Annotated in this window: 23 protein-coding genes and 1 pseudogene; 11 read left to right on the top strand and 13 right to left on the bottom strand. The window is 72.6% G+C overall.

Translation table 11 applies throughout. The features are described from left to right. Nucleotides 1-73: 73 nt before the first annotated feature. The 4 genes from ACH4VO_RS18950 to ACH4VO_RS18935 form a co-directional block, all read right to left on the bottom strand. Nucleotides 74-1,267: a Cmx/CmrA family chloramphenicol efflux MFS transporter gene (locus ACH4VO_RS18950; RefSeq protein ID WP_360989979.1), complete on the bottom strand. Its 1,194-nt coding sequence runs from the start codon at nucleotides 1,265-1,267 to the stop codon at nucleotides 74-76. Between the two features lie 327 nt (nucleotides 1,268-1,594). Beyond that, complete coding sequence (locus ACH4VO_RS18945; RefSeq protein ID WP_398441085.1) at nucleotides 1,595-2,554, bottom strand: endonuclease/exonuclease/phosphatase family protein; 960 nt, start codon at nucleotides 2,552-2,554, stop codon at nucleotides 1,595-1,597. 241 nt (nucleotides 2,555-2,795) lie between these two features. After that, a complete protein-coding gene (locus ACH4VO_RS18940) occupies nucleotides 2,796-3,467 on the bottom strand; it encodes a TetR/AcrR family transcriptional regulator (RefSeq protein ID WP_360989974.1) in 672 nt (223 codons plus the stop codon). A gap of 135 nt (nucleotides 3,468-3,602) precedes the next feature. Then, the gene (locus ACH4VO_RS18935) at nucleotides 3,603-5,219 is read right to left on the bottom strand and encodes an MFS transporter (RefSeq protein WP_360989971.1); all 1,617 of its coding nucleotides are present in this window, start codon (nucleotides 5,217-5,219) and stop codon (nucleotides 3,603-3,605) included. A gap of 191 nt (nucleotides 5,220-5,410) precedes the next feature. Here ACH4VO_RS18935 and panB point away from each other — a divergent pair, with 191 nt between their 5' ends. Beyond that, complete coding sequence (gene panB, locus ACH4VO_RS18930) at nucleotides 5,411-6,295, top strand: 3-methyl-2-oxobutanoate hydroxymethyltransferase (RefSeq protein ID WP_360989968.1); 885 nt, start codon at nucleotides 5,411-5,413, stop codon at nucleotides 6,293-6,295. Nucleotides 6,296-6,559: 264 nt separating this feature from the next. Next, nucleotides 6,560-7,369, top strand: coding sequence for a site-2 protease family protein (locus tag ACH4VO_RS18925; RefSeq protein ID WP_360989965.1), 810 nt, complete (start codon nucleotides 6,560-6,562; stop codon nucleotides 7,367-7,369). Nucleotides 7,370-7,399: 30 nt separating this feature from the next. Here ACH4VO_RS18925 and ACH4VO_RS18920 read toward each other — a convergent pair whose 3' ends face one another. After that, nucleotides 7,400-7,582: a hypothetical protein gene (locus tag ACH4VO_RS18920; RefSeq protein WP_360989962.1), complete on the bottom strand. Its 183-nt coding sequence runs from the start codon at nucleotides 7,580-7,582 to the stop codon at nucleotides 7,400-7,402. 83 nt (nucleotides 7,583-7,665) lie between these two features. Next, nucleotides 7,666-8,376, bottom strand: coding sequence for an NADPH-dependent F420 reductase (gene npdG / locus ACH4VO_RS18915; protein ID WP_360989959.1), 711 nt, complete (start codon nucleotides 8,374-8,376; stop codon nucleotides 7,666-7,668). 131 nt (nucleotides 8,377-8,507) lie between these two features. Here npdG and ACH4VO_RS18910 point away from each other — a divergent pair, with 131 nt between their 5' ends. Beyond that, on the top strand, nucleotides 8,508-9,110 hold the full coding sequence (locus ACH4VO_RS18910) for a hypothetical protein (RefSeq protein WP_360989957.1): 603 nt from the start codon (nucleotides 8,508-8,510) through the stop codon (nucleotides 9,108-9,110). Nucleotides 9,111-9,237: 127 nt separating this feature from the next. Here the strand turns inward: ACH4VO_RS18910 and ACH4VO_RS18905 are convergent, their stop codons facing one another. Then, nucleotides 9,238-9,462, bottom strand: coding sequence for a hypothetical protein (locus ACH4VO_RS18905; protein WP_360989954.1), 225 nt, complete (start codon nucleotides 9,460-9,462; stop codon nucleotides 9,238-9,240). A gap of 58 nt (nucleotides 9,463-9,520) precedes the next feature. Here ACH4VO_RS18905 and map point away from each other — a divergent pair, with 58 nt between their 5' ends. Together map and ACH4VO_RS18895 are read left to right on the top strand one after the other, a co-directional pair. After that, entirely contained in the window at nucleotides 9,521-10,378 is an 858-nt protein-coding gene (gene map, locus ACH4VO_RS18900; protein ID WP_360989951.1) for a type I methionyl aminopeptidase, read from the top strand. Between the two features lie 266 nt (nucleotides 10,379-10,644). Then, nucleotides 10,645-11,307, top strand: coding sequence for a biliverdin-producing heme oxygenase (locus ACH4VO_RS18895; protein ID WP_360989948.1), 663 nt, complete (start codon nucleotides 10,645-10,647; stop codon nucleotides 11,305-11,307). Here the strand turns inward: ACH4VO_RS18895 and ACH4VO_RS18890 are convergent. Further along, entirely contained in the window at nucleotides 11,297-12,025 is a 729-nt protein-coding gene (locus tag ACH4VO_RS18890; RefSeq protein ID WP_360989945.1) for a PhzF family phenazine biosynthesis protein, read from the bottom strand. The two genes, ACH4VO_RS18895 and ACH4VO_RS18890, sit on opposite strands and share 11 nt — an antisense overlap. Before the next feature lie 290 nt (nucleotides 12,026-12,315). Here ACH4VO_RS18890 and efeO point away from each other — a divergent pair, with 290 nt between their 5' ends. Genes efeO through ACH4VO_RS18870 form a run of 4 tightly spaced genes read left to right on the top strand, consistent with a single transcriptional unit; the run spans nucleotide 12,316 to nucleotide 16,648 of the window. After that, nucleotides 12,316-13,455, top strand: a complete 1,140-nt coding sequence (gene efeO, locus ACH4VO_RS18885; protein WP_360989942.1) for an iron uptake system protein EfeO — start codon at nucleotides 12,316-12,318, stop codon at nucleotides 13,453-13,455. Next, entirely contained in the window at nucleotides 13,455-14,768 is a 1,314-nt protein-coding gene (gene efeB, locus ACH4VO_RS18880) for an iron uptake transporter deferrochelatase/peroxidase subunit (protein ID WP_360989940.1), read from the top strand. The genes efeO and efeB overlap by 1 nt, the downstream gene beginning before the upstream one ends. A 43-nt stretch (nucleotides 14,769-14,811) precedes the next feature. Beyond that, a complete protein-coding gene (gene efeU, locus ACH4VO_RS18875) occupies nucleotides 14,812-15,780 on the top strand; it encodes an iron uptake transporter permease EfeU (RefSeq protein WP_360989938.1) in 969 nt (322 codons plus the stop codon). Beyond that, the gene (locus tag ACH4VO_RS18870) at nucleotides 15,668-16,648 is read left to right on the top strand and encodes a hypothetical protein (RefSeq protein ID WP_360990083.1); all 981 of its coding nucleotides are present in this window, start codon (nucleotides 15,668-15,670) and stop codon (nucleotides 16,646-16,648) included. The genes efeU and ACH4VO_RS18870 overlap by 113 nt, the downstream gene beginning before the upstream one ends. Nucleotides 16,649-16,746: 98 nt before the next feature. Here ACH4VO_RS18870 and ACH4VO_RS18865 read toward each other — a convergent pair whose 3' ends face one another. Together ACH4VO_RS18865 and ACH4VO_RS18860 are read right to left on the bottom strand one after the other, a co-directional pair. Further along, nucleotides 16,747-17,490 carry a bifunctional DNA primase/polymerase gene (locus ACH4VO_RS18865; RefSeq protein WP_360989935.1) on the bottom strand — a complete coding sequence of 248 codons (744 nt, stop codon included), beginning with the start codon at nucleotides 17,488-17,490 and terminating at the stop codon, nucleotides 16,747-16,749. Between the two features lie 141 nt (nucleotides 17,491-17,631). After that, entirely contained in the window at nucleotides 17,632-18,255 is a 624-nt protein-coding gene (locus ACH4VO_RS18860) for a TetR/AcrR family transcriptional regulator (protein ID WP_360989932.1), read from the bottom strand. 162 nt (nucleotides 18,256-18,417) lie between these two features. Here ACH4VO_RS18860 and ddaH point away from each other — a divergent pair. After that, a pseudogene (gene ddaH, locus ACH4VO_RS18855) lies at nucleotides 18,418-19,254 on the top strand (dimethylargininase); the annotation flags it as partial. 42 nt (nucleotides 19,255-19,296) lie between these two features. Here the strand turns inward: ddaH and ACH4VO_RS18850 are convergent. Both ACH4VO_RS18850 and ACH4VO_RS18845 read right to left on the bottom strand, forming a co-directional pair. Then, nucleotides 19,297-20,295 carry a small ribosomal subunit Rsm22 family protein gene (locus ACH4VO_RS18850; RefSeq protein WP_360989926.1) on the bottom strand — a complete coding sequence of 333 codons (999 nt, stop codon included), beginning with the start codon at nucleotides 20,293-20,295 and terminating at the stop codon, nucleotides 19,297-19,299. 398 nt (nucleotides 20,296-20,693) lie between these two features. Continuing rightward, entirely contained in the window at nucleotides 20,694-22,001 is a 1,308-nt protein-coding gene (locus ACH4VO_RS18845; RefSeq protein ID WP_360989924.1) for a multidrug effflux MFS transporter, read from the bottom strand. An 85-nt stretch (nucleotides 22,002-22,086) separates the two neighbouring features. Between ACH4VO_RS18845 and ACH4VO_RS18840 the strand changes: the two genes are divergently transcribed. Next, a complete protein-coding gene (locus ACH4VO_RS18840) occupies nucleotides 22,087-23,091 on the top strand; it encodes a Gfo/Idh/MocA family oxidoreductase (RefSeq protein ID WP_360989922.1) in 1,005 nt (334 codons plus the stop codon). A gap of 159 nt (nucleotides 23,092-23,250) precedes the next feature. Here ACH4VO_RS18840 and ACH4VO_RS18835 read toward each other — a convergent pair whose 3' ends face one another. Continuing rightward, a complete protein-coding gene (locus ACH4VO_RS18835) occupies nucleotides 23,251-24,921 on the bottom strand; it encodes an alkaline phosphatase D family protein (RefSeq protein WP_360989919.1) in 1,671 nt (556 codons plus the stop codon). Nucleotides 24,922-25,024: the final 103 nt, after the last annotated feature.

Genomic DNA, 25,024 nt, shown 5'->3' with positions numbered 1-25,024 from the left:
CGTCCGTGGGAGGGCGGGACGGCCTCGGCGCGCGCAGAAAGCGGTGGGCCCGGCAGCCGCCGGGCCCTGCGGATCAGCTCCCCGTCCCGGCCGCGCCCTCCCCCGCGGGCAGCCGGGCCGGTTCCGGAGCACGGGCCGCGAGGACACCCGCCCCGGCCAGCGCCAGGCACATCAGCAGCACGCTCACCCACAGCGGCGCCCGAAAGCCGAACCCCGCGTCGAGGGCCAGGCCGCCCAGCCAAGGGCCCAGCGCCGCACCCACGTTGAAGGCGGCCGTGGCGTAGGAGCCCGCGAGGGTGGGGGCGTCGGGGGCCAGGTGGAGGACCCGGGTGAGGAGCACCGTGCCCGTACCGAAGGCCAGTGCCCCCTGGAGGAGGACCAGGGTGAGCGCCGCCGCCGGGTTCGCCGCGCTCAGGGCGAGCGCCGCCCACCCGAGGGCCAGCGCGCCCGTACCCGCCGTGACGGTGGCGGCGGGCCGGAGGTCCGCGAGCCGGCCGGCCGCGGTGACGCCGAGGAACGAGCCCACGCCGAAGAGGGCGAGGACCGCGGGCACCCAGCCCGTCCCCAAGCCGGTGACCTGGGTGACCAGCGGTTGCAGGTACGAGAACGAACAGAAGGTCGCCCCCTGCACCAGGGCCGTCACCAGCAGGGTCAGCAGCAGTCGGGGACGGGTCAGGGCCCGCAGTTCTGTGCGCGCGGCGGCCGGCGGCGCCTCGTCGGCGCGGCCGGCCGGCACGGCGTACAGCAGCGCGAGGCACGCCGGTACGGTGACGAGGGCCACCGCCCAGAACGCGGAGCGCCAGCCCCACAGGTCGCCGAGCACCGCCCCGGCCGGCACGCCCACCACACAGGCGAGGGTCACCCCCGCGACGACGACGGCCGTCGCGCGGGCCCGGAGACGCGGTCCGGCCAGGGAGGTCGCGGTGACCAGCGCGACCGCCCAGAAGCCGGCGTTGGCCAGCGCCCCGGCGACGCGCGTCGCGAGCAGCACCCCGTAGCTGCCGGTCAGCGCGCCGGCCACATGGACGGCGACGAAGACGCCCAGGAAGAGGAGCAGCGCCCGGCGCCGTGGCCAGGTGCGGCCGGCCAGGGCGGTGAGCGGCGCGCCGGCCACCATCCCGACGGCGAAGGCCGAGGTCAGGAGGCCGGCGGCGGACAGCGAGACGTGGAGGTCGTCGGCGATGCCCGACACCAGCCCGGACAGCATGAACTCCGATGTGCCCTGGGCGAAGACCGCGAGCCCGAGCACGTACACAGCGAATGGCATGAGAAGGGAACCCCTTGTACGGAACCGTCGGAGGAGTGACGAACGGTGCGCGGGGGGTGCGGGCCGCGCCCGTCCGGCCGCGCCGGGGCGCGGGGACGGCAACGCGGTGGAAGGTCCGGTCTGTTCACGGACCTGGTCTGTTCACGAACCCGGTCTGTTCACGAACCCGGAAGGTGACGTCCTGACAGCCCGCACCGCCGTGACGGTCCGGCGGCGGTCAACCGTGCGGCGGGGGCCTCCGGTCAGAGGCCCCGGGCGCTGCGGATCGGCCACCGGCGGACCGGTGGCCGGAGTCTGTCGGACTCGGGGCTGGACATGGGAGTCAGCCTACTCCGCGGGGAGTTCGACGCGGGCGGCGATCGGGAGGTGGTCGCTGTCCGTGGCGGGCAGGGTCCAGGAGGAGACGGGTTCGGCGCCCTTCACCATGATCTGGTCGATCCGCGCCATCGGGAACGACGCGGGCCAGCTGAAGCCGAAGCCGTCGCCCGCCGCGCCCTGGGTGGAGCGCATCTGCGCGGTGACGGCGTTCAGCGAGCGGTCGTTCATCGTGCCGTTGAGGTCGCCCAGCAGGATCACCCGGGCGAGCCGCTCGTCGCCGATCGCCTCGCCCAGCGCGTCCGCGCTCCTGTCCCGCTGGCTGGCGGTGAAGCCCGCGTTCAGCTTCACCCGTACGGAGGGCAGGTGCGCCACGTACACGGCGACGGGGCCCTCGGGGGTGGTGACCGTGACGCGCATCGCGCGGGTCCAGCCGAGCTTGATGTCGACGGGGCGGGCGTCGGTCAGCGGGTAGGTGCTCCACAGGCCCACGGTGCCCTGCACCGAGTGGTGCGGGTAGCGGTCGGCGAGCGCCTTCTCGTACGCCGCCACCTTGCCGGTGGGAAGTTCCTGCAGGGCGACGACGTCCGCGCCGGAGCCCGCGACCTGCTGGGCGGTTCCCGCCGGGTCGGGGTTGCCCGCGTTGACGTTGTGCGTCGCGACGGTGAGGCCGCCACCGGCACCGGACTTGTCGGCGAAGAGCAGCCCGCCGAAGAGGTTGAACCAGACGGCGGCAGGCAGGACCAGCGCGATCAGGGCGGTCGCCGAACGCCGGACGAGCCCGAGGAGCAGCAGCACCGGCACGAGGAGCCCGAACCAGGGCAGGAACGTCTCGATGAGGCTGCCCGTGTTGCCGATGGTGTTCGGGATCTCCGCGTGGAAGACCATCACGAGGGTCAGGAGGACCGAGCAGAGCGCAAGGAGAATGCCGCGCCGCCACAGGCCCCTGTCCGTGGCGAGTCTGCGGCGCAGGTCCCTGAGGCGGGATCCGGGCCGCCGCGGGCCCGTACCGGCGTTCTCGGTGTCCGCCCTGTACGCCTGCACCATTGCGCTGTCCTCACTGCCTTGCCGTACACATCGCCCGCGCCCCCGACCCTAGGGGATGGACGACGCCGTTCCTGCCGTCGACGACGGCTGTACTGCCATCAGGACGTCACGAGTGGTGTCGCGGGTTCCGGCCGGCCGGGTCTCACACGTGCTTGTGACGGAACGCTCACCCGCGCGCCGGCGTCGGCTTCCCGGCTGTGACCGGGGACTTCGGCGCGAGGCCTTCGAGCAGGGTCTGGACGATGCGCTGCGTGAGGTCCTCGGGCAGGGGCGCTTCGGGACGGTGGACGGTGCGGACGAGCATCGGGCCGAGGAACAGGTCGTCCATCAGTTCCACGTCGAGGTCGCTCCGCAGCTCCCCGGCGTCCACCGCCCGCCGGACCGCCGCCACCATCGCGGCACGGCGTGGCGCGATGACGGTGCGCTGGTACTCGGCCCACAGCCTGGGATGGCTCTTCATCTGCGCGAACACGTTGTGCAGGAGGACGGAGGAGCGCTGGGCGAGCCCCCGGGTGCGCATGGACTCCAGCAGGGCGCGCAGGTCGTCCAGGCCCGCGGTGCCCGAGACGGTGGGGTCGGCGGGCTCGATGTCCCGCAGGACGTCGACGAAGAGCTCCTCCTTGCCGCTCCAGCGGCGGTAGATGGTCGCCTTGCCGACGCCCGCGGTCCGGGCGATGCGCTCGATGGACAGGCCGGCCAGGGGCTCGCCGGCCTCCAGGAGCTCCACGACGGCGTCGAGGATCGCCCGCTCGGCGGCAGCGCTGCGGGGGCGGCCCCGGCGGGGCTCGGAGCCGCCGTCCCCGGCCGGGTCGTGCGCCTGGTCCTGTGCCGCCTGCACGTGGTCACCTCTCGCCGTACTCGTACGCTCCCGGTGCTCACCGCTCACCGTTCACCTCACCGTTCCCCCCTGATTCTGGCGGACCGGCGCGTCGCGGGGCGAGCGGTCCGGCAGGTGCCGCCGGGCGCCCCGGTCTCAGTCCTGCGAGGGGCCCGGGGCGCTCCGGGCCGGCTCGCGCTCCGGACGGTCCGTACGTGCGGCGCCCACCGCCCTGCCGGGCAGGAACACACCGACGACCAGCGCGCCGATCAGGGCCACCGCCGCCGAGCCCAGGGCCGTGACGTGCATCGCCCCGATGAACGCGTCGTCGGCCGCGGCGATCAGGGGCCTGCCCGCCGGGCCGAGTCGGGACGCCACACCGAGCGTCGCCTCGATCGACTCGCCCGCGACGTCCCGGGCCGCGGCGGGCACGCCGTCGAGGTGGCCCTCGATGCGTCCCCGGTACACCGTCGAGAGCACCGAGCCGAGTACGGCGACCCCGAGCGCCCCGCCGACCTGGCGGAAGGTGTTGTTGATGGCCGAACCGGAGCCGGCCCGTTCACGGGGCAGCGCCTGCATCACCGTGACGGTGACCGGCGGCATGATGTGCGCCATGCCCGTGCCCTGGACGAAGAAGACCAGGCACAGCACCCAGACGGGTGTACCGGCGTCGAAGAACGCGAACGCCGCGAGGCCGCCCGCGACCAGCAGCATGCCGGCGGTGCAGACCGCGCGGGCGCCGAACCGGTCCACGACCAGCCGGGCGCGTGGCGCGAAGATCATCTGGGCGGCGGCGAGCGGGAGGATCAGCAGCCCGGACTGCAGGGCGCTGTAGCCGCGCACGCTCTGCAGGTAGAAGGCGGAGAAGAACGTGACGCCCATCAGCGCGAAGAACACCAGCGCGATGGCGGAGACGGCGGCGGAGAAGGCCGGCTTGCGGAAGTACGCGATGTCGAGGGACGGGTGGCTGCTGCGCTTCTCGTGCCGGACGAAGACCGCCAGCACCACCAGCCCGCCGAGCAGCGGCGCGAGGACCGTGAGGTCAGTGAAGGAGGCGAGTTCACCGCCGCGGATGATGCCGTACACGAGCAGCACCAGGCCGACGACGGACAGGACGACACCGAGCGGGTCGACACGGCCCGGCTCCGGGTCCCGCGAGTCGGGGACGAGAAGCACCATGGCGATCAGCGCCACGACCGCCACGGGGACGTTGACCAGGAAGATCGAGCCCCACCAGAAGTGCTCCAGGAGCACTCCGCCGGTGATCGGGCCGATGGCGATGCCGAGACCGACGCCGCCGGCCCAGATGCCGATGGCCTTGGGCTGTTCGTCGCGCTCGAAGACGTTCATCAGGACAGCGAGGGTGGCGGGCATCACGAACGCCGCCCCGAAGCCCATCAGCGCGCGCCAGGTGATGAGTTGGCCGGGCGAGGCCGAGAGCGCGGCCAGGCCGGAACCGAGACCGAAGACGAGGATGCCGGCCAGGAGGACCTTCTTGCGGCCGATGCGGTCGCCGAGCAGTCCGGCGGTGAAGAGGAAGCCGGCGAAGACCAGCGTGTAGGAGTTGATCGCCCACTCGAGCTCGCTCTGGGTGGCGCCGATGCCGGTCGGTGCCGGGCTGGCGATCGTCTTGACCGCGACGTTCAGGATCGAGTTGTCCAGGACCACGATGAGCAGGCTGAACATGAGGACGGCGAGGATCGCCCAGCGGCGGCGGTGAACCGCCTCCGGGACTCGGGATGCGGCGGCAGGTGCGCCGGACGGTATGGACATGCGCCACACCCTAGGCGCTTTTCGATACGATACCGTCTCGTATTGTGAAGTCTTTACCCGGTCGCCGCGCACCGTTCACGCAGGACGCCCCCGGCGGGGCCCACTTCCCGGGAACCGCCCCGGGATGCCACCATGGAGGGGATCCGGGGACGCCGTCAGGGCGCCTCGAGATGACGAAGGAGCCGTTGGCCATGTCGCTGCAGGCTGCGCAGAACCAGTCCGCACCACCCGCAGGTCCCTCCCCCGCCGCCGGAAAGGCGCTGTACGGCGGGAAGAGCACCCGCCGCATCACCGTCCACGACATCGCCGCCGCCAGTGAGCGCGGCGAGAAGTGGCCCATGCTCACCGCCTACGACGCGATGACCGCGTCCGTCTTCGACGAGGCCGGCATCCCGGTCATGCTCGTGGGCGACTCCATGGGCAACTGCCACCTGGGTTACGAGACCACCGTGCCCGTCACGATGGACGAGATGGCGATCCTCTCCGCCGCCGTCGTGCGGGGCACCAGGCGCGCGCTCATCGTCGCCGACCTGCCCTTCGGCGCGTACCAGGAGGGCCCGGTCCAGGCCCTGCGCAACGCCACCCGGCTGATCAAGGACTCCGGCGTCGGGGCCGTGAAGCTGGAGGGCGGCGAGCGCTCGCACGAGCAGATCCGGCTGCTCGTCGAGGCCGGCATCCCGGTCATGGGCCACATCGGCCTGACCCCGCAGTCCGTCAACGCCATGGGCTACCGGGTGCAGGGCCGCGGCGAGGAGGCCGCCCAGCAGCTGCTGCGCGACGCCAAGGCGGTGCAGGACGCGGGCGCGTTCGCCGTCGTCCTCGAACTCGTACCGGCCGAGCTGGCCGCCGAGGTGACCCGCACGCTGCACATCCCGACCGTCGGCATCGGCGCCGGGCCGGACACGGACGCCCAGGTGCTGGTCTGGACCGACATGGCCGGGCTGACCGGCGGCAAGGTGCCGCGCTTCACCAAGCAGTACGCCGACCTGCGCCAGGTCCTCGGCAACGCGGCGAAGGAGTTCGCCGACGAGGTCGTCGGCGGTGTGTTCCCGCAGCCGGAGCACACCTTCCACTGACGCACCACCGACCACTGCCGGCACCACCGACAGCCCGCCGACTTCCCCCCATCGGCGGGCTGTCGGCCGTACGGGCCCGGTGTGGGGTCCGTACGGCGGTCCCGCAACACCCTGGCGCGCAGGGCCCGCAGGGGTTCGTCGAGCGGGTGACCGGCACCGCGCGCGGGCCCCGGGGCCGGGCACGAGGGCGGTCCGCGATACGTTCCCGCCCTGTGGCCCCTCTGCAGGGGCCCGCCGTATGCCGTCCAGCGATCAGGAGTCCCGATGACCACCGCAGTCCGCCGCAGTGACCGGCGGATCAGTCCCATCTTCCTGGGCATCGTCGCCGTCATGGCCGTCGCGGGCTGGGCGGTGTGGACGGGCTTCGCCGAACAGACCGGCTTCGCGGTCTTCCTCTTCGTCACGGCGGCCTGGATCGTCTCGCTCTGCCTGCACGAGTACGCGCACGCGCGGACCGCCCTGCACAGCGGGGACATCTCGATCGGGGCGAAGGGCTATCTGACCCTCAACCCGCTGAAGTACACCCACGCCCTGCTGAGCATCGTGCTGCCCGTGCTCTTCGTGATCATGGGCGGCATCGGCCTGCCGGGCGGCGCGGTCTACATCGAGCGGGGGCGGATCCGCGGGCGGTGGAAGCACAGCCTGATCTCGGCCGCCGGACCGCTGACGAACGTGCTGTTCGCCATCGTCTGCACGGCTCCGTTCTGGCTGCACGCGCTCGACGGTGTGCCGGTCCCCTTCCGCCTCGCGCTGGCGTTCCTGGCCCTGCTCCAGGTCACGGCCGCGATCCTGAACTTCCTGCCGGTCCCGGGACTCGACGGCTACGGCGTGATCGAGCCGTGGCTCTCGTACGGGGTCCGGCGCCAGGTGGAGCCGTTCGCGCCCTTCGGGCTGATCGCGGTGTTCGCGCTGCTGTGGATCCCGGAAGTGAACGGCGCCTTCTTCGACGCGGTCGACGCCCTGCTGCGGGGCCTGGGCGTCAGCAACTTCGAGACGTACTGCGGTCTGGACACGTACCGCTTCTGGCGGGAGTGGTTCGGCGACCAGGACCCGCGCTGCGCGGTGGGCGGCTGACGGACGGGCGGCCGGCGGCCGGGTGAGCCCTCAGCGGGCGTCAGTGGCCGCCTGCGCCCGGTACCGGCGTACGTAGAACCACGCCATGTTCGACGAGAGACCGGCCAGCAGCACCCAGACGATCCCCAGGAAGCTGCCCTGGACGAAGGAGACCACGGCGGCGGTGACGGCGAGGACGCAGACGACGAGGGCGTAGAGCGCGAGGCGGGGCATGAGGGCGTTGCTCCTGTCGGGGGATGGTGCGCGGTTCCCACCAGTGTCCCTCATGCCCGTTTCGGCTCCGGGCAGGGGCTCGCTCAGACGTCGGTCGTACGCAGGCCCGCGTGCGCCTTGTAGCGGCGGTTGACCGAGATCAGGTTCGCGACCAGCGACTCGACCTGGTGCGCGTTGCGCAGCCGGCCCGCGAAGATCCCCCGCATGCCGGGAATCCGGTTCGCGAGTGCCTGCACGGTGTCGGTGTCGGCGCGCGCCTCGCCCAGGACCATCACGTCGGTGTCGATCTCCTCGATCGACTCGTCCTGGAGCAGCACCGCCGACAGGTGGTGGAAGGCGGCGGTGACCCGGGAGTCCGGCAGGAGGGCGGCGGCCTGCTCGGCGGCGCTGCCCTCCTCGGGCTTCAGGGCGTAGGCGCCCTTCTTGTCGAAGCCGAGGGGATTCACGCAGTCCACGACGAGCTTCCCGGCGAGCTCCTCGCGCAGGGACTCCAGGGTCTCGGCGTGTCCTTCCCACGGCACGGCGACGATCACGACGTCGCTGCGGCGCGCGCATTCCGCGTTGCCGGCGCCCTCGACGCCATGACCCAGCTCCGCCGCGGCCGCCCCGGCACGGTCGGCGGCCCGGGAGCCGATGACGACCTTCTGCCCGGCCCGGGCGAGACGGTAGGCGAGGCCCCGGCCCTGGGGGCCCGTCCCGCCGAGTACGCCGACGGTCAGCCCGGAGACGTCGGGGAGGTCCCAGGGGTCCTTGGCGGGGGGCTTCGGTGCGCTGCCGCTGTCGTTCGTAGTCATGGCGCCGACCCTACTGCGAGGTAGCGAAGGAGGGGACGGCGGTCGCCCCGGCGCCGGGAGCGGTCCCCGTTCGGGTGGACCCGGGCGATCGGGCTGTCCCCGGGGGGCCGCCGGGGGCATGATCCCGGGCCATGGATGCCGTACGTGTCGCCCTGCTGCGCGAGGTGCTCGCCGGGACCGAGTGGCCCTCGGCGGCCCGGCGGTTCGCCCGCACCCTCCGGTCGTCCGTCGTGCCGCGGGGCGGCGGACTGCTGCTGGTCGGCACGGAGATGTACGAGCCGTGGCACCTGGCGGCGCACCTGGTGGACGAGTCGACGTGGTCGGGACTCCCCCAGCTCAGGCCCACCCTCGTACGCCACCGGGTGGAGCCCGGCGATCCGGTCCACCTGGCCGTCGGCCTCGGCCGGATCGGGACGGCCGGTCGGGGCGAGACCCTGCTCGTCGTCGCCCCGGAGCGGGCGGAGGCCGGCCTGCTCGAACGGGTGCACGATGCGCGCCGGGCCGGGGCGACGGTGCTCTCGCTGGACGGCGGCGACCCGGAGGTCCGCGGCCTGGCCCACGAGGCGCTCACGGTGACCGGCCGCGACGAGGTGGACCTGGACACCGTGCAGCACCTGGTGAGCGCGGCGGCCGGCGAGAACGGCGCACCGGCGCCACGCGGCCGCCGCTCCTTCCGCGACCGCCTCTCCCGCCTGGCCGACCAGCTCACCGCCCCACCGCCCCCGCGGTGGTAGCGGAGCGGCCTCGACCTTCGGTCACTGTGAGGTGACGGACCACAAAGCTGGCCACCTGTCCGACTTCCCTCTCCGCCACCTCCCCACGACGGGCCTCAGCCTCGCGGGGCGGCGGGGCAGGGGCGGGTCAGGCCGGGGGGTCGGTGGGGCGGTCGTGCCACTTGGGGTCGTTCTCCCATGCGAGGTTCCGTTCACGCGCCGTGTCCATCGCGTGCTGCGCCGCCTCACGGGAGGTGTACGGGCCGAAGCGGTCCTTACCCGGGCACTCCGGGCCCTCCTCGACCTTCTTGTGTTCCAGGCAGTAGTACCACTCGCCCGGTTTGCCCACCGTGCGCTTCTTGAACAGGGCCATCATCGGATCCTTTCCTCGTTGCCATGCTGCCCCGAGCACGCTGGTTAGACTCGCTCGCATGTCTGGCCAGTCGCTCCTCGCACCAGGGGAGATCACTCCCGTCCGTTCCGTGCCCGGAAACATCCGGCGCCCCGAGTACGTGGGGAAGCCCGCCCCCGCCCCGTACACCGGCCCGGAGGTCCAGGACTCCGACACCGTGGAGCGCATGCGGATCGCGGGCCGTATCGCCGCGCAGGCGATGGAAGAGGCCGCGAAGCACATCGCCCCCGGCGTCACCACCGACGAACTCGACCGGGTGGCCCACGAGTTCATGGTCGATCACGGGGCCTACCCGTCGACACTCGGCTACCGGGGCTTCCCGAAGTCCCTGTGCTCCTCGCTCAACGAGGTCATCTGCCACGGCATCCCCGACTCCACGGTGCTGCGGGACGGCGACATCGTGAACCTCGACGTCACCGCGTACATCAACGGCGTGCACGGCGACAACAACGCCACCTATCTCTGTGGCGACGTGGACGAGGAGTCGAAGCTCCTCGTGGAGCGCACCCGGGAGTCGCTGAACCGGGCCATCAAGGCCGTACGGCCCGGGCGGCAGATCAACGTCATCGGGCGGGTCATCGAGTCGTACGCCAAGCGGTTCGGGTACGGGGTGGTGCGGGACTTCACCGGGCACGGGATCAGCTCCTCCTTCCACTCCGGCCTCATCGTCCCCCATTACGACAGCCCGCACGCGACCACCGTGATGCAGCCGGGCATGACGTTCACGATCGAGCCGATGCTGACGCTCGGGACCCACGAGTACGACATGTGGGACGACGGCTGGACGGTGGTGACCAGGGACCGCAAGCGGACCGCCCAGTTCGAGCACACCCTCGTCGTGACCGAGACCGGGGCGGACATCCTGACGCTGCCCTGAGCACGGGCAGGGCAGGGCGGCACGGGCAGGGCAGGGTGTACAGGGCGGGGCGTACCGGTCGGGGCCGGGCCCGGGAGGCCGGACCGGGGCCGGCCGCGCCCGGCGATGCGGCCTTTTGCCGACAAGCGGTCGGGAAGCTTTTGACTCGGGAGGCCCTCACCAGGAGGATCGCCGTATCGGTGCGCGCCGCCGCGCACCGGTCTCGCGGCCGGTGTCACCCCTCCCGTCCGGACCGTCCCGCTTCCCTCGCCCCCCGGAGGCCCGCCTTGAACACCGCCGCCCCCACGCCCTTCTCGGCGCTCATCCGCACCGCTTCGCAGGAGCAGCACACCGAGGCGGAATCCTCGGCCTTCATGAGCGGCCTGCTCGGCGGACGGCTCGGCGTGGAGGCGTACACGCGCTACACCGAGCAGCTGTGGTTCGTCTACCGGGCCCTGGAGGACGGCGCCGAGGCCCTGCGCGAGGATCCGGTCGCGGGTCCGTTCATACAGGCGGAGCTGATGCGCGCCGACGAGCTGGAGCGCGATCTGGCCCATCTCCGGGGCGCCGGGTGGCGTACGGGCCTGGCGCCACTGCCGGCCACCGCCGCGTACGCCGAGCGGGTCGCCGCGTGCGCGCGGAACTGGCCCGCCGGCTACGTAGCGCACCACTACACCCGCTACCTCGGAGACCTCTCCGGGGGCCAGATCATCCGCGGCACCGCGGAGAGGACCTGGGGGTTCGCGCGCAAGGGCGACGGGGTGCGGTTCTACGTCTTCGAGCACATAGCCAACCCGGCCGCCTTCAAGCGGCGGTACCGGGAGCTGCTGGACGCCGTGGACGCCGACGACGTGGAGAAGCGGCGCATCGTGGACGAGTGCGGACGGGCCTTCGCGCTCAACACCGCCGTCCTCCGGGAGCTGGGAGAGGCGTTCTCCCTCAGCGCCTGACGCCCGCGGCGGCCGACCGCGCCCGGCCCGGGGCGGCCGTCGGCACGACGCCCGCGGCGGCCAGCAGGACGCGGCCGCCGATCTCCACCGCGCCGTCCGGCGCGGGGGCGGTGAGGATCTGGGAACCGCGCCCCTGCGTGATGTTCAGGGCCCGGCCGAGCTCAGCGCTCAGCAGCATGGCCGCGGCGCCCGTCGCCTCGTCCTCGTCGACGGCGTCGCCGCGGCGCGGGAACGCCCGCGCCCGTACGCGGCCCGCCGCCTCGTCCTCCCAGGCCCAGACGTAGAGCCACCCCTCCCCCGGCGGCGGCCCCGTCAGCGCCTCGACGTCCGCGGCCGACGCGTACCGCTCCAGCGTCCGGGGCGGCGCCCACTCGGGGCGGGCCGTGATCCAGGTGAACTCGCCGTCCTGGCGGGCGTACACGTCCCCGACGGGCAGCTCCAGGACCTCCAGGTCGAGCAGCCAGGCCACGCCGACGAGCGGGTGCCCGGCGAACGGCAGCCGCAGCCCCGGCGTCCGGATGTCGACGGTGCCGCGTTCCGGGTCGTCGACGAAGACGGTCTCGCTGAAGCCGAGCTGCCGGGCGAGCGCCTGCCGGGACCCGCTGTCGGGGTAGCCGCGTCCGTCCCGCACGACGCCGAGCGGATTGCCGTGGCGGCCGTCGGGGCCGCAGAACACGCGCAGTACGTCGATGCCGTCGGGTACGCCGAAGTCGTTCACGTGGGCATTCAAGCACCGCCGGAGCGGTTTCCGGCGCCGAAGGGCGGTAACGGCAGCCCTGTCGACTTGGACGCCGCCCGCCCCGCACGGAAGCACGCTTGACCTGCCCTTTACCTTTCCATGGGCGACCCATGACGATGCCGTGACCGGACCGTTCCCCGGACCGCGAGGTGAGAGCTGAATCACTGACGGGGTGGGTAGCAAGGAGGTTAGGCACGGTTAAGTTAGGTCTGCCTCACTACCTTTTGTCCGCACCACCCTCCGTCCCTCATCGCTTCCGTGGAGCCCGCATGCGAGCCGTTCGTCTCTCCGTCGTCACCGCTGCCACCACACTGGCCGCCCTGACCGCCGTCACGGGCTGCGCCGAGAAGAGCGACGGCAAGGCGGAGGGTGCGGTCAAGGTCGTCGCCAAGGACGACGCCTGCGAGGTCTCGGAGACCAAGATCCCCGCCGGCCACGTGGAGCTCGCCGTGGAGAACAAGGGATCCAAGGTCACCGAGGTCTACGTCCTGTTCCCGGACGACCGCATCGTCACCGAGCGGGAGAACATCGGCCCCGGCACCAAGGCGAAGATCACCGCCGAGATCAAGGCCGGTACGTACGAGATCGCCTGCAAGCCCGGCATGAAGGGCAAGGGCATCCGGCAGACCGTCGAGGTCACCGGCGGGACGGCCGCGGCCCCGCGCAGCCCGGAGATGGACAAGGCCGTCGCGGGTTACCGCACCTACGTGCAGGCGCAGGCCGACGAGACGCTGCCCAAGGTGAAGGTCTTCACCGACGCCGTCGCGGCGGGCGACATCGAGGCGGCGAAGAAGGCGTACGCCGACTCCCGCATCGGCTGGGAGCGCACCGAGCCGGTCGCCGAGTCGTTCGGCGACATCGACCCGAAGGTCGACGTCCGTGAGGACGGCCTGGAGGACGGCCAGAAGTGGACCGGCTGGCACCGCCTGGAGAAGGCGCTGTGGCAGGACAAGAAGCTGGGCGCCGAGGAGAAGGCCCTCGCGCCCGTCCTCTACAAGGACCTCGTCGACTGGCAGAAGCGGGTCGGCAAGGCCGACATCACCCCGACCTCGATGGCGAACGGCGCCAAGGAGCTCCTCGACGAGGTCGCCACCGGCAAGGTCACCGGTGAGGAGGAGCGTTACAGCCACACCGACCTCGTCGACTTCAAGGCGAACGTCGAGGGCGCGGAGCAGTCGTACACCCTCCTCAGGCCGGTCGCCTCGAAGAACGACGCGGCACTGACCGCGGCCCTGGACAAGCGGTTCGCGGCGCTGAACACGCTGCTGGACACGTACCGCGCGGACAAGGCCTCCTACGACTTCACCCCGTACGACAAGGTCGGTGACGCGGACCGCAAGGAGCTGTCCGACGCGGTCAACGCGCTCGCCGAGCCGCTGTCCAAGCTGGCCGCCGCGGTGACCAAGTGATGACCGGGGACGGAGCGAGGGCCGGGGACGACGTCAGGCCCGGGGACGACGGGGCTGACCCGCGGCCGGGCGGTGAGCGGGACGGCGCCCGGGCGCCGTCGCGGCGCGCGCTGCTCGGCTGGGGCGGGGCCGGACTCGCGCTCGGTGCGGTGGCGGCGGGCGGCGCGGTCGCCGCGGTGCGGTCCGACGGCGCGGAGCCGGCCGCGGACAGCGGCGCGGCCGTGCCCTTCCACGGTGCGCATCAGGCGGGTATCGCCACCGCCGTCCAGGACCGGCTGCACTTCGCCTCCTTCGGCGTGACGACGACGGACCGGGCCGAACTGGTCGCCCTGCTCAAGGAGTGGACCCGGGCCGCCGAGCGGATGACCGCCGGGCACACGGTGGGCGACGGGGCTTACGGCGGCCTGGCGGAGGCGCCGCCGGACGACACCGGCGAGGCGCTCGGCCTGCGGCCGTCCCGGCTGACGCTCACCCTCGGTTTCGGGCCGTCCCTGTTCGCCAGGGGCAGGTTCGGGCTGGAGGGACGGCGGCCCGAGGCACTGGTGGATCTACCGAAGTTCCCCGGGGACAACCTCGACGCCACCCGCAGCGGCGGCGACCTGTGCGTGCAGGCGTGCGCGGACGACCCGCAGGTCGCCGTGCACGCGATCCGCAACCTCGCCAGGATCGGCATGGGGCGCACCGCGATCCGCTGGTCGCAGCTGGGGTTCGGCAAGACGTCCTCGACGACGCCGGACGCCCAGACGCCCCGCAACATGATGGGCTTCAAGGACGGCACCCGGAACGTCTCCGGCACGGACGCCGCCGCCCTGGACGCGCACGTGTGGGTCGGCGCGAAGGACGGCGCCGGCTGGATGACCGGGGGCTCGTACCTGGTGGCCCGGCGCATCCGGATGCACATCGAGACCTGGGACCGCGCCCCCCTGCAGGAGCAGGAGGACGTCTTCGGCCGCGACAAGGGCGAAGGCGCCCCGGTCGGGAAGCCGAAGGAGCACGACGAGCCGTTCCTGAAGGCGATGAAGCCGACGGCCCACGTACGGCTCGCCCACCCCGACACCAACGGCGGGGCGACGATCCTGCGCCGCGGCTACTCCTTCACCGACGGTACGGACGGTCTGGGCAGGCTCGACGCGGGACTGTTCTTCCTGGCCTACCAGCGGGACGTCCGCAAGGGCTTCATCCCGGTGCAGCGGAGCCTCGCGGCCGCCGACGCGCTCAACGAGTACATCCAGCACGTGGGTTCGGCGGTCTTCGCCGTTCCACCGGGCGTACGTGACAGGGACGACTGGTGGGGCCGGGCGCTGTTCTCATGACCGACACCACCGGACGCATGACCGACACCGTGGAAGGACCCGCATGTTCGGCAACTATCTGATCGGCCTGCGCGAGGGTCTCGAGGCCAGCCTCGTCGTCTGCATCCTCGTCGCGTACCTGGTCAAGACCGGGCGGCGTGACGCGCTGCGCCCGGTGTGGACCGGCATCGCCATCGCCTGCGCCATCTCGCTGGCCTTCGGGGCGGCGCTCGAATTCGGCTCGCAGGAGCTGACGTTCGAGGCGCAGGAGATGCTCGGCGGATCGCTCTCGATCCTCGCCGTCGGGCTGGTGACCTGGATGGTCTTCTGGATGCGGCGCACGGCGCGGCACCTGAAGAAGGAGCTGCACGGCAAACTGGACGCGGCGCTGGCGATGGGCACCGGCGCCCTGGTCGCCACCGCGTTCCTGGCGGTGGGCCGGGAGGGCCTGGAGACCGCGCTGTTCGTGTGGGCCTCGGTACGGGCGAGCGGTGAGGGTTCCTCGTCGCCGCTGATCGGGGTACTGCTGGGCATCGCGACCGCGGTGGTCCTGGGCTGGCTGTTCTACCGGGGCGCGCTGAAGATCAACCTGTCGAAGTTCTTCACCTGGACCGGCGGCATGCTCGTCGTCGTGGCGGCCGGGGTGCTCGCCTACGGGGTGCACGACCTCCAGGAGGCCCGCTTCCTGGGCGGCCTGGGGAGCAAGGCGTTCGACGTCTCCGCCACGATCCCGCCGGACAGCTGGTACGGCACCCTGCTCAAGGGAGTGTTCAACTTCCAGCCCGATCCGACCGTGCTCCAGGTCACGGTGTGGGCGCTCTATCTCATCCCCACGCTCGTGCTGTTCCTCGCCCCGGTAGGGTTCAGGCGGTCAGTGCGGACGACGGATCAGAAGGCGCAGAAGACAACGGATGAGAAGGCTGGGTCGACTGGCGGCGGGGCTCGCGACGGCGACGGTGCTGAGCGTGACGGCGAGCGGCTGCGTGACGGTGCACGGCGAACGGGAAGTCGTGCCGGGGGCGACGAAGGCTGAGGCCGCCAAGGCCCTGGAGGACTTCACCCTCGCGTACAACAAGGCGGACGAGGCGTACGATCCGGCGCTGGACGCGGACCGGGTGACCGGGTCGCTGGGCGCCATCAACCAGGCCGGCCTGACCGCCCGCCAGAAGAACAGTCCGAACGGCAACGCGGCGCACCGGCCGCTGGAGCTGTCCGACGCCTCGTTCACCATCCCCAAGAAGGCGGGCTGGCCGCGCTGGTTCCTCGCGGACACCGATTCCAACCGCGACCAGGACGGCGGGAAGCTGGACACCCGCTGGCTGCTCGCGTTCGTCCGCACCGGGCCGAAGGAGCCGTGGAAGGCCGCGTACCTCGCCGTGGTCGCCCCGTCCGAGGTGCCGAAGTTCCGCGCCGACGCGGACGGCCTCGCGCAGCCCGTGCCCTCGGCGGACACGGACGAGGCCCTGGCCACCCCGCCTGGGGATCTGAGTACGGCCTACACGGGGTACCTCGAGGACGGCACTCCGGACGTCTTCGCCCCGGGTGCGACGACCTCGGGCTGGCGGGACGCGCGCAGGAACACCCGCAAGGCCGGTTTCTCGTTCCAGTACGTCGACCAGCCGCTGGCCTCCGGGGCGTTCGCCCCGTTGGGGCTGACCACCGAGGACGGCGGGGCGCTGGTCTTCTTCAGCAGCAGGCACTTCGAACGGCAGACGGCCGCGAAGGGGCTGCGGCCGGCGGTCAGTGCGGACGTGCGGGCCCTGCTGAGGGGCGAGGTGAAGAGCACGCTGACCAAGGAGCGGGTCTCCAGCCAGCTGGTGTACGTCCCCGGGCGCGGGGCCGGTGGCAAGGTGCGGGTGCTGAACCGGCTGCCGGGGCTCGTCGCGGCAGAGGGTTCGTAGACCCCTCCGGGGCTCTCCCCGGGCACGGCCCGCGACCGCGCATATGATCAGCCGCCCGCTCAGGTCCGGCAGCGTGACGGCGTCCCCGGTGGGGTTCGTCAGCGGCTCATGGGCCAGGCCACGGCGTCGTGGGCGAGGTCGCTCGCGTCGGCCGTGTCCGCGTACTGCGCACAGGCGTCGGTGAGCGTCTCCAGCAAGGTCAGCGGATCGGGCAGCGGATGCTCGGGGCCACGGACCCATTGCACGTCCTGGTCACCGGGAAGCCTCGCGGGCGGCACCAGGACATAGCTGCCGCGGCAGTGCCAGCGCATCCCCGGATGCTCGTCCATCGTCTCGGGATGGCAGTCCAGCTCGCACGGCCACCACTCGTCCTCGTCCTCGGGCGTCCCGCGCGTGGCGGTGAAGAAGAGCATCCGGTCCTCGCCGGACCGGGCGACCGGGCCGACCTCGACGCCCGCGGCGGTGAGCCGGTCCAGGGCGCTGCGCCCCGCCGTCCAGGGGACGTCGAGGACGTCGTGGACCATGCCCGTCGCGGTGATGAAGTTGGCCAGCGGCTGGCCCGCGGCCCAGCGCTCGATCTGGCCGCGGTCGGTCGTGGACTGCGTCTGCCAGGCGAAGGAGAGGGGGTGCCGGGCGGGGGTCGGGCAGCCGACGCGCTCGCACGAACACCGGTAACCGGACGGGTGCGCGGCGGGTGAGATCGGCATTCCTGCCTCCGCGACAGCGAGGAGCAGGGCCAGCCGGGCCGCTTCGTCGGCCTCCGGCTGCGGTTTGGGCCGTCGGCGCAGCCACTGGGAGATCCTGCTCTCTGTGCCGCGATAACGGCCGGAATCGGCGCCCATCTATCCCCTCACCTCAGCGGTACTCACTCCATGGTCCCACCATCCTGCTCCCCGGGTGGCCGGAGTCGCGGAGCGGGGTGCCCGCGCCGGTGCCCGGGGCCGGGTCCTGCCTACGGAATGCCGGGGAGGGGTGAGTTTATTTCAGGGCCTGGCCGCCAGGCCCCCCAGGGCGTAGTCGACGACCGCGTCGGCATAGGCGTGGGTCAGCGGAAGGGTCCGCAGCAGCCAGCGGTGGGTGAGCGGGGCGATCAGCAGTTCCAGCGCGACGCGGGGGTCGATGTCCGCCCGCACGTCCCCGGCCTCCTGGGCCGCGCGCAGCCGTGTGACGTACCACTGCGCCTGGGGTTCGAACAGCTTCTCCACGAACTGCGCGGCCAGCGCCGGATCCATGATGCCCTCGGCGGTCAGGGCGCGGGTGGGCGCCTCGCTCACGGGGTCGTTCAGCTCGTCCACGGTGGCCCGCAGGACGGCCTTCAGGTCGTCGGCCAGGTCCCCGCTGTGCGGGATGCCCGGGGAGTCGCCGTCCCCGGCGGCCTCGGCGGCCTGCCGGGCAGCCAGGTCGAGGAAGGCCTCCATCAGGACCGCGGCCTTCGACGGCCACCAGCGGTAGATGGTCTGCTTGCCGACCCCCGCGCGGGCGGCGATCGCCTCGATCGTCGTCCTGCCGTAGCCGACCTCGCCGACGAGGGTGAGCGCGGCGTCGTAGATCGACCGGCGCGAGCGTTCGCTGCGGCGGCTGGAGTCCGGGGCCTTGTGTGGTGCCATGACGCCAATCTACAAGTCGGCACTCCGGTACGTATCGTCTTGCCGCCCGGCCCGTGGCCCCCCGGGAACCACCCGTTCGGATCACTGCGCCGTCGGCGGGCGGGGGCGCACCATGAAGGCACGCACAGACCGTGCGCATCCCACCGTTCCGCAGCCCAGGCTGCCGTTCGCGAGGAGCCCGCCTTGACCCGTGACGCCACCCCTCGTCGCTACCTGATGTGTGCTCCGGCCCACTTCCAGGTCACCTACTCCATCAACCCGTGGATGGACCCCTCGAAACCCGTGGACCTGCCCCTGGCCGTCACCGAGTGGGAGACCCTGCGGGACCGCTACCGCGCGCTCGGCCACACCGTCGAGCTGCTCACACCCCGCCCCGACCTGCCCGACATGGTGTTCGCCGCCAACGGTGCGACGGTCGTCGACGGCCGCGTGCTCGGCGCGCTGTTCGCCTACCGGGAGCGGTACGCCGAGGCCGAGGCCCACCGCGAGTGGTTCCGGGCCAACGGCTTCACCGAGATCCGTGAACCGGACCACGTCAACGAGGGCGAGGGCGACTTCGCCGTCACCGCCTCCTACCTCCTGGCCGGGCGGGGCTTCCGGTCCAGTCCGCTCTCCCACGGCGAGGCGCAGGAGTTCTTCGGGCGCCCGGTGATCGGCCTGGACCTGGTGGACCCGCGCTACTACCACCTGGACACGGCGCTGTGCGTGCTCGACGACGCGGCCGACGAGATCATGTACTACCCGGGCGCCTTCTCACCGGGCAGCCGGTCCGTGCTGGCCCGGCTCTTCCCGGACGCGCTGATCGCCCAGGAGGCGGACGCCGCCGCCCTGGGCCTCAACGCGGTGAGCGACGGGCGCCACGTCCTGCTCCCGCAGGCGGCGGTGGGGCTCCTCGGTCCGCTGAGGGACCGGGGCTTCGAACCGGTGCCGGTGGATCTGGGCGAGCTGCTCAAGGGCGGCGGCAGTGTGAAGTGCTGCACCCAGGAGCTGCGGGCCTGAGGGCCACCCCCTCAGGGGTCCCCCGGGCGCGGAAGGGTCGCCTCAGCCGTCCCCGGGCGGCGGCCAGGCGTCGCCCCACGCGGTGTCCCGGGCGGCACGGTAGAGCTCGCCGTGCCGCTTGGTGACCGTGGTCCGGCTCAGGCCCTCGTCCCTGGTGCAGAGCTCCAGCAGGACCTGGCCCTTGCGGATCTGGGGCCGGCGGATGACCCGGGCGTCCGCCGGGCCGGTGGGGAAGCGGGTCGCCACCACGTAGCTGAACTTCTCGTCCTCGTGGCTGAGCGAGCCGCCCTTCACCTGGCGGTGCAGCGACGAGCGGCTGACCCGCGCCGAGAAGTGGCACCAGTCCGTGCCCTGCTCGATGGGGCAGGCACCGCTGTGCGGGCACGGCGCCGCGACGGTCAGCCCGGCGGCGATCAGACGGTCGCGGGCCTCGATGACGCGGGCGTACCCGTCCGGGGTGCCGGGCTCGACGATCACCACGGCCTGGGCGGACGCGGCGCAGGAGTCCACCAGCGCGGTCCGGTCCCCGGGTGTGAGCTCCTTGAGTACGTAACTGACGGTGACCAGGTCCGTGGGGGCGGACTCCGGGGACGCACCGATCCTGGCCCGCTGCCAGGAGACCGCGCGCAGCGCGGGGATGCCGGAGGCGTCGGCGAGCTCACGGCCGAGGGCGAGGGCCGGCTCGGCCCAGTCCAGGACGGTCGTACGGGGCCCCTGTTCCCAGGCGCCGGCGACGGCCCAGGTCGCCGCGCCCGTACCCCCACCGATGTCGGTGTGCGTGGCGGGCACCCAGTCCGGCGCGGCCGCGCGGAGTGCGGCGAGGCAGGCCCGTACGGCCTCGAAGGTCGCGGGCATCCGGTACGCGGCGTACGCGGCCACGTCCGAGCGGTCGCGCAGGACCGGGGCGTCGGTGGGGGTGGTTCCGCGGTAGCTGGCGATCAGCCGGTCGACGGCCTGCGCGGCCTGCGTCGGCGGCAGCCCGTCGAGGAGTTCGGCCAGGGCGGAGCGCAGGGCTTCCGCGGTGGGGAGGGTGGCGTTCACCGCCGAATTGTAGGCGCAGCGGGCCGCCTCTCCGCAGGCCGGCGGTCGGCCGCGGCACCGGGAGGGAGCAGAACCCCCGCGTGGCGCCGGCCTGTGGCCACGCTGACCGGCGCCGGACCGTACGGGAGGCGGCCGATGCGCTGGAAGGCGGCGGCAGGCCCGTCGGGAGGGCTCCCGGCCCGGGGTGCCGAGGTGCTGCCGCCTGACACGCGGCGGCCTGAGGGTGGACGCCTCCGCCACCGGCCTGTATTGCCGGACCGGCCGGGAGGGCGGGGAGGCCCGGGCGGGCCAGGAGCGCCAGGAGAACCGGGAGGGCGGGCCGAGGTGACCGGTCCTCCACGCACCGGCCGATCCCCCGGCGGTCCGGACCCGCGGATCGCCGTACCGCTCCCGTGCGTCTACGCGGCCATCGGCCCGTCCTGCGGAGCGCGCTGCCACGGCCGGCACAGCAGCAGGAAGCACGCCACGGCGGACAGCGCGCACACCACCTGCACCACGGCCATGGGCACGGCCGTTTCCTCCCCCGCGATGCCGACGAGCGGCGAGGCGACGGCGCCGATGAGGAACGACGACGTGCCGAGCAGCGCCGAGGCCGACCCGGCGGCGTGCTTGGTGCGCATCAGCGCCTGGGTGTTGGTGTTCGGCATCGCGAGCCCCATGGCGGACATGAGGACGAAGAGCCCCGCGGCGACGGGCAGCAGGCCCACGTCGCCGAACACACCGGCCGTCATCAGCAGCAGGGCGATCGCGGCGAGGGAGATGACGGCGAGTCCGAATCCGAGCGCCTTGTCCAGGCTGATCCGGCCGACCAGCACCTTGCCGTTGATCTGGCCGACGGTGATCAGCCCGATCGAGTTGATCCCGAAGAGGAGACTGAACGTCTGCGGCGAAGCCCCGTAGATCTCCTGCATGACGAAGGGGGAGGCACTCACATAGGCGAAGAGCGCGGCGAAGGCGAGGCTGCCCGCGACCATGTAGCCGGTGAACACCCGGTCGGCCAGCAGACCGCGCATGGTCCGCAGGGCCTCGCCGATCCCGCCGGTGTGCCGCTCCGCCTCGGGCAGCGTCTCGTGGAGCCACTTCCAGACGACGAAGGTGAGGAGCAGCCCGACGCCGGTGAGCACGACGAAGATGCCGCGCCAGTCGGTGAACCGCAGCACCTGCCCGCCGATCACGGGCGCGATGACAGGGGCGACTCCGGAGATCAGCATCAGGGTGGAGAAGAACCTGGCCATCTCCATCCCGTCGTAGAGGTCACGCACCACGGCCCGGGAGATGACGATGCCGGCGGCACCGGCCAGCCCCTGCAACAGGCGGAATCCGATGAGCAGTTCGGCGGAGGGCGCGAAGGCGCAGATCACGGTGGCGAGGACGTAGACGGCCATGCCGAGGAGCAGCGGCCTGCGGCGTCCCCACCGGTCGCTCATCGGTCCGACGACCAGCTGACCGAGCGCCATACCGGTGAGGCACGCGGTCAGGGTGAGCTGGACGGTGGCCGCCGGGGCGTGGAGCGAGTCGGTGACGGCCGGCAGCGCCGGGAGGTACATGTCCATCGAGAGGGGTGGCAGGGCGGTGAGTCCGCCGAGTACCAGGGTGACCAGGATTCCGGCCCGCCGTGCGGCGGCCGGGGCGGGGCCGGTCGGTGTGGGTAGGGATCGTTGCTCTTCGTGTGTTCGCTGGGCCCGGCTCACGCCGCTGTCCGGCATCCTCGTCTCCGCTTCGTTGAATCCGCATCTATGCTCTCAGGTCAGTCGTAGTGGTCGGTACCTTTTTGCGTGAGGGCGTGCGGGCATGAGCGGGACGGTGCGTTGGGGTGTTCTGGCGACGGGCGGCATAGCCGCGACGTTCACGGCGGACCTGCTGGCGGTGAAGGACGCGGGCGCCGAGGTCGTGGCGGTCGCCTCCCGCACGCAGGCCTCCGCCAAGGCGTTCGCCGAACGGTTCGGGATCGAGCGGGCCTACGGCAGCTGGGCGGAGCTCGTCGCCGACGACGACATCGACGTCGTGTACGTGGCCACCCCGCACTCCGCGCACCGGGAGGCGGCCGCCCTCGCCCTGGAGGCCGGCAAGCACGTGCTGTGCGAGAAGCCGTTCACGCTCAACGCGCGGGAGGCGCAGGAGCTCGTGGCCCTGGCCCGGAAGCACGGCCTCTTCCTGATGGAGGCCATGTGGACGTACTGCAATCCGGTCATCCGCCGGATGACCGAGCTGGTGCGGAACGGGGCCATCGGCGAGATCCGCACGGTGCAGGCCGACTTCGGCTTCGCGGGCACCTTCGGTGCCGGGCACCGGCTGCGCGATCCCGCGCTGGGCGGCGGTGCGCTGCTGGACCTCGGGGTCTACCCGGTGTCGTTCGCCCAGCTGCTGCTCGGTGAGCCGGACCGCGTACAGGCGGACGCGCTGCTGTCCCCGGAGGGCGTCGACCTCAACACCGGGATGCTGCTGGGCTGGGACTCGGGTGCCACGGCGTTGCTGAGCTGCTCGATCGTCGGCGATCTGCCGAGCATCGCCTCGGTGACGGGCACAGCGGGGCGGATCGACTTCCCGCAGGGCTTCTTCCACCCCGAGCGCCTCGTCCTGCACCGGCCGGGCCGGGAGCCCGAGGAGGTCACCACGGGCCCGGGCCCGCAGGGGCTGTCGGGCATGCAGTACGAGGCGGTCGAGGTGATGCGGTCCGTCCTGGCGGGCGAGACGGAGTCCCCGCTGGTGCCGCTGGACGGCTCGCTCGCCGTGATGCGGACGCTCGACGCGGTCCGTGACCGCATCGGCGTCCGCTACCCGGCGGACGGGCGCTGACACCCGGCCGGTACCGGGGCCGGGTTCACCGCCCGCGGAGACGACGCGCAGGGTGCGCCGGCAACGTCACGTGCACACCGGCCCACCCCGGCAGGCCCGCGGGAGCGGCGGCCATGGGATCGCTCCCTGCGGTCCGAACACGCCGGAGCCGGAGCCGGGTCACGCCGGGACGAGTCCCGGGTTCCCCGCCTCGGTGACGAAGGATCCGGCCGTCGTGAGGGGCGCGCCGGGCGTGGTGACCGCCGCCACCGTGCGGAAGTCGGCGCGCGCCCGGTCCTCGCGGAGTTCGACGACGGCGTACCCGCGGCGGCCGTTGTAGAACTTCATGTGCGGGTTGGCACGGGTCAGGTTGTCCCAGTTGGCCGGCTTCTCGGAGCCGTTCTTACCGCTGGAGACCGAGGTGGCGACGATCTCCGTGCCCACGGTCCGGGAGGCCGGGTCGTCGAAGTCCTTCTTCAGGTCGAAGCCGTAGCCGACGTGCACGTCTCCGGTGAGCACCATCAGGTTCTCGATCCCGGCGGCCTCGGCCCCGTCCATGATCCGCTGCCGGGAGGCCGGGTAGCCGTCCCACGAGTCCATGGAGAGCTTGTAGGCGCCGGTCGGCACGTCCCGCCGCTGGGCGAAGGTGACCTGCTGGGGTACGACGTTCCACTGCGCGCGGGACGTCTTCCAGCCGTCGAGCAGCCAGCGCTCCTGGGCGGCGCCCGTCATGGTGCGCGCCGGGTCCTCGGACTCCGGTCCGGGGACCTTCCAGCCGTCGCCGTACGCCTGGTTGCTGCGGTACTGGCGGGTGTCGAGGATGTCGAACTGGGCGAGCCGGCCGAACCGCAGCCGGCGGTAGAGCCGCATGTCGGGGCCGGTGGGCCGCTGCGGGGCGCGCAGCGGCTGGTTCTCCCAGTACGCGCGGTAGGCGGCGGCCCGGCGCAGCAGGAACTCCTCGGGCGGGACGTTGTTCTCGGGGGTGTCGCCCGCGTAGTTGTTCTCGGTCTCGTGGTCGTCCCAGGTGACGACGAAGGGGTGCGCGGCGTGGGCGGCGCGCAGGTCCGGGTCGGACTTGTAGAGGCCGTAGCGCATCCGGTAGTCGTCCAGCGTGACCGTCTCGCGGTCGAAGTGGGCCGGCAGGACGCGGTCGGTGTAGCCGCGGGCGCCGCCGGTGGCGGTGACCGCGTACTCGTAGAGGTAGTCGCCGAGGTGGAAGACCACGTCGACGTCCTCGGACGCGAGGTGTCCGTAGGCGGTGAAGTAGCCGTCGTGGTAGGCCTGGCAGGAGACGGCGGCCAGGGTCATGGAGCTGTTGCGGGCGCCGGGGGAGGGCGCGGTGCGGGTGCGGCCGGTGGGGCTGATCCAGCTGCCGGCGCGGAAGCGGTAGTAGAAGGTCCGGTCGGGGTCCAGGCCGTCGACGTCGACGTGGACGCTGTGGGCGAATTCGGGGTGGGCGGTGGCGGAGCCGCGCCGGACGACGCGCCGGAAGCGCTCGTCGCGGGCGATCTCCCAGCGGACCTGGACGCGGTCGGCGGGCAGTCCGCCGTCCGCCTCGTAGGGGCGGGGGGCGAGTCTCGTCCACAGGAGGACCGAGTCGGGCAGCGGGTCCCCGGAGGCCACGCCCAGGGTGAAGGGGTCCTCGGTGATCCTGCGGGCGTCGAGTTCGGCGGCGCTCGCGCTGCCCGCGGCCGGCAGGCCGGCGGCGAAGGCCAGGGCCGCTGCGGCGCCGGTGACCGTGAGGAAACCACGGCGGCCCACGCCGGACCCGAGGCGCCGGGCAGCCTCGCGGAACTCGGCGGAGTGCCCGTGCCGGTCGCCGGGCGTGCGGGTGTTCTGTGCGGGTGTCATGTGCCCCTCCCCTGCCGGATGTTGTCAGAGGCATTGGAATGTGCGGCGACGACGTACCGTTGGCGGGTACACATCGCCCTCATGGCGGTGCGATGAGCACCGG

Origin of the sequence: Streptomyces sp. NPDC020780 (genome assembly GCF_044334475.1) — a bacterium.
In the GTDB taxonomy this organism is placed as follows: Bacteria; Actinomycetota; Actinomycetes; order Streptomycetales; family Streptomycetaceae; genus Streptomyces.
Note: the sequence above shows the minus strand (reverse complement) of the source record. Positions and strands in the feature narration are given on the sequence as shown.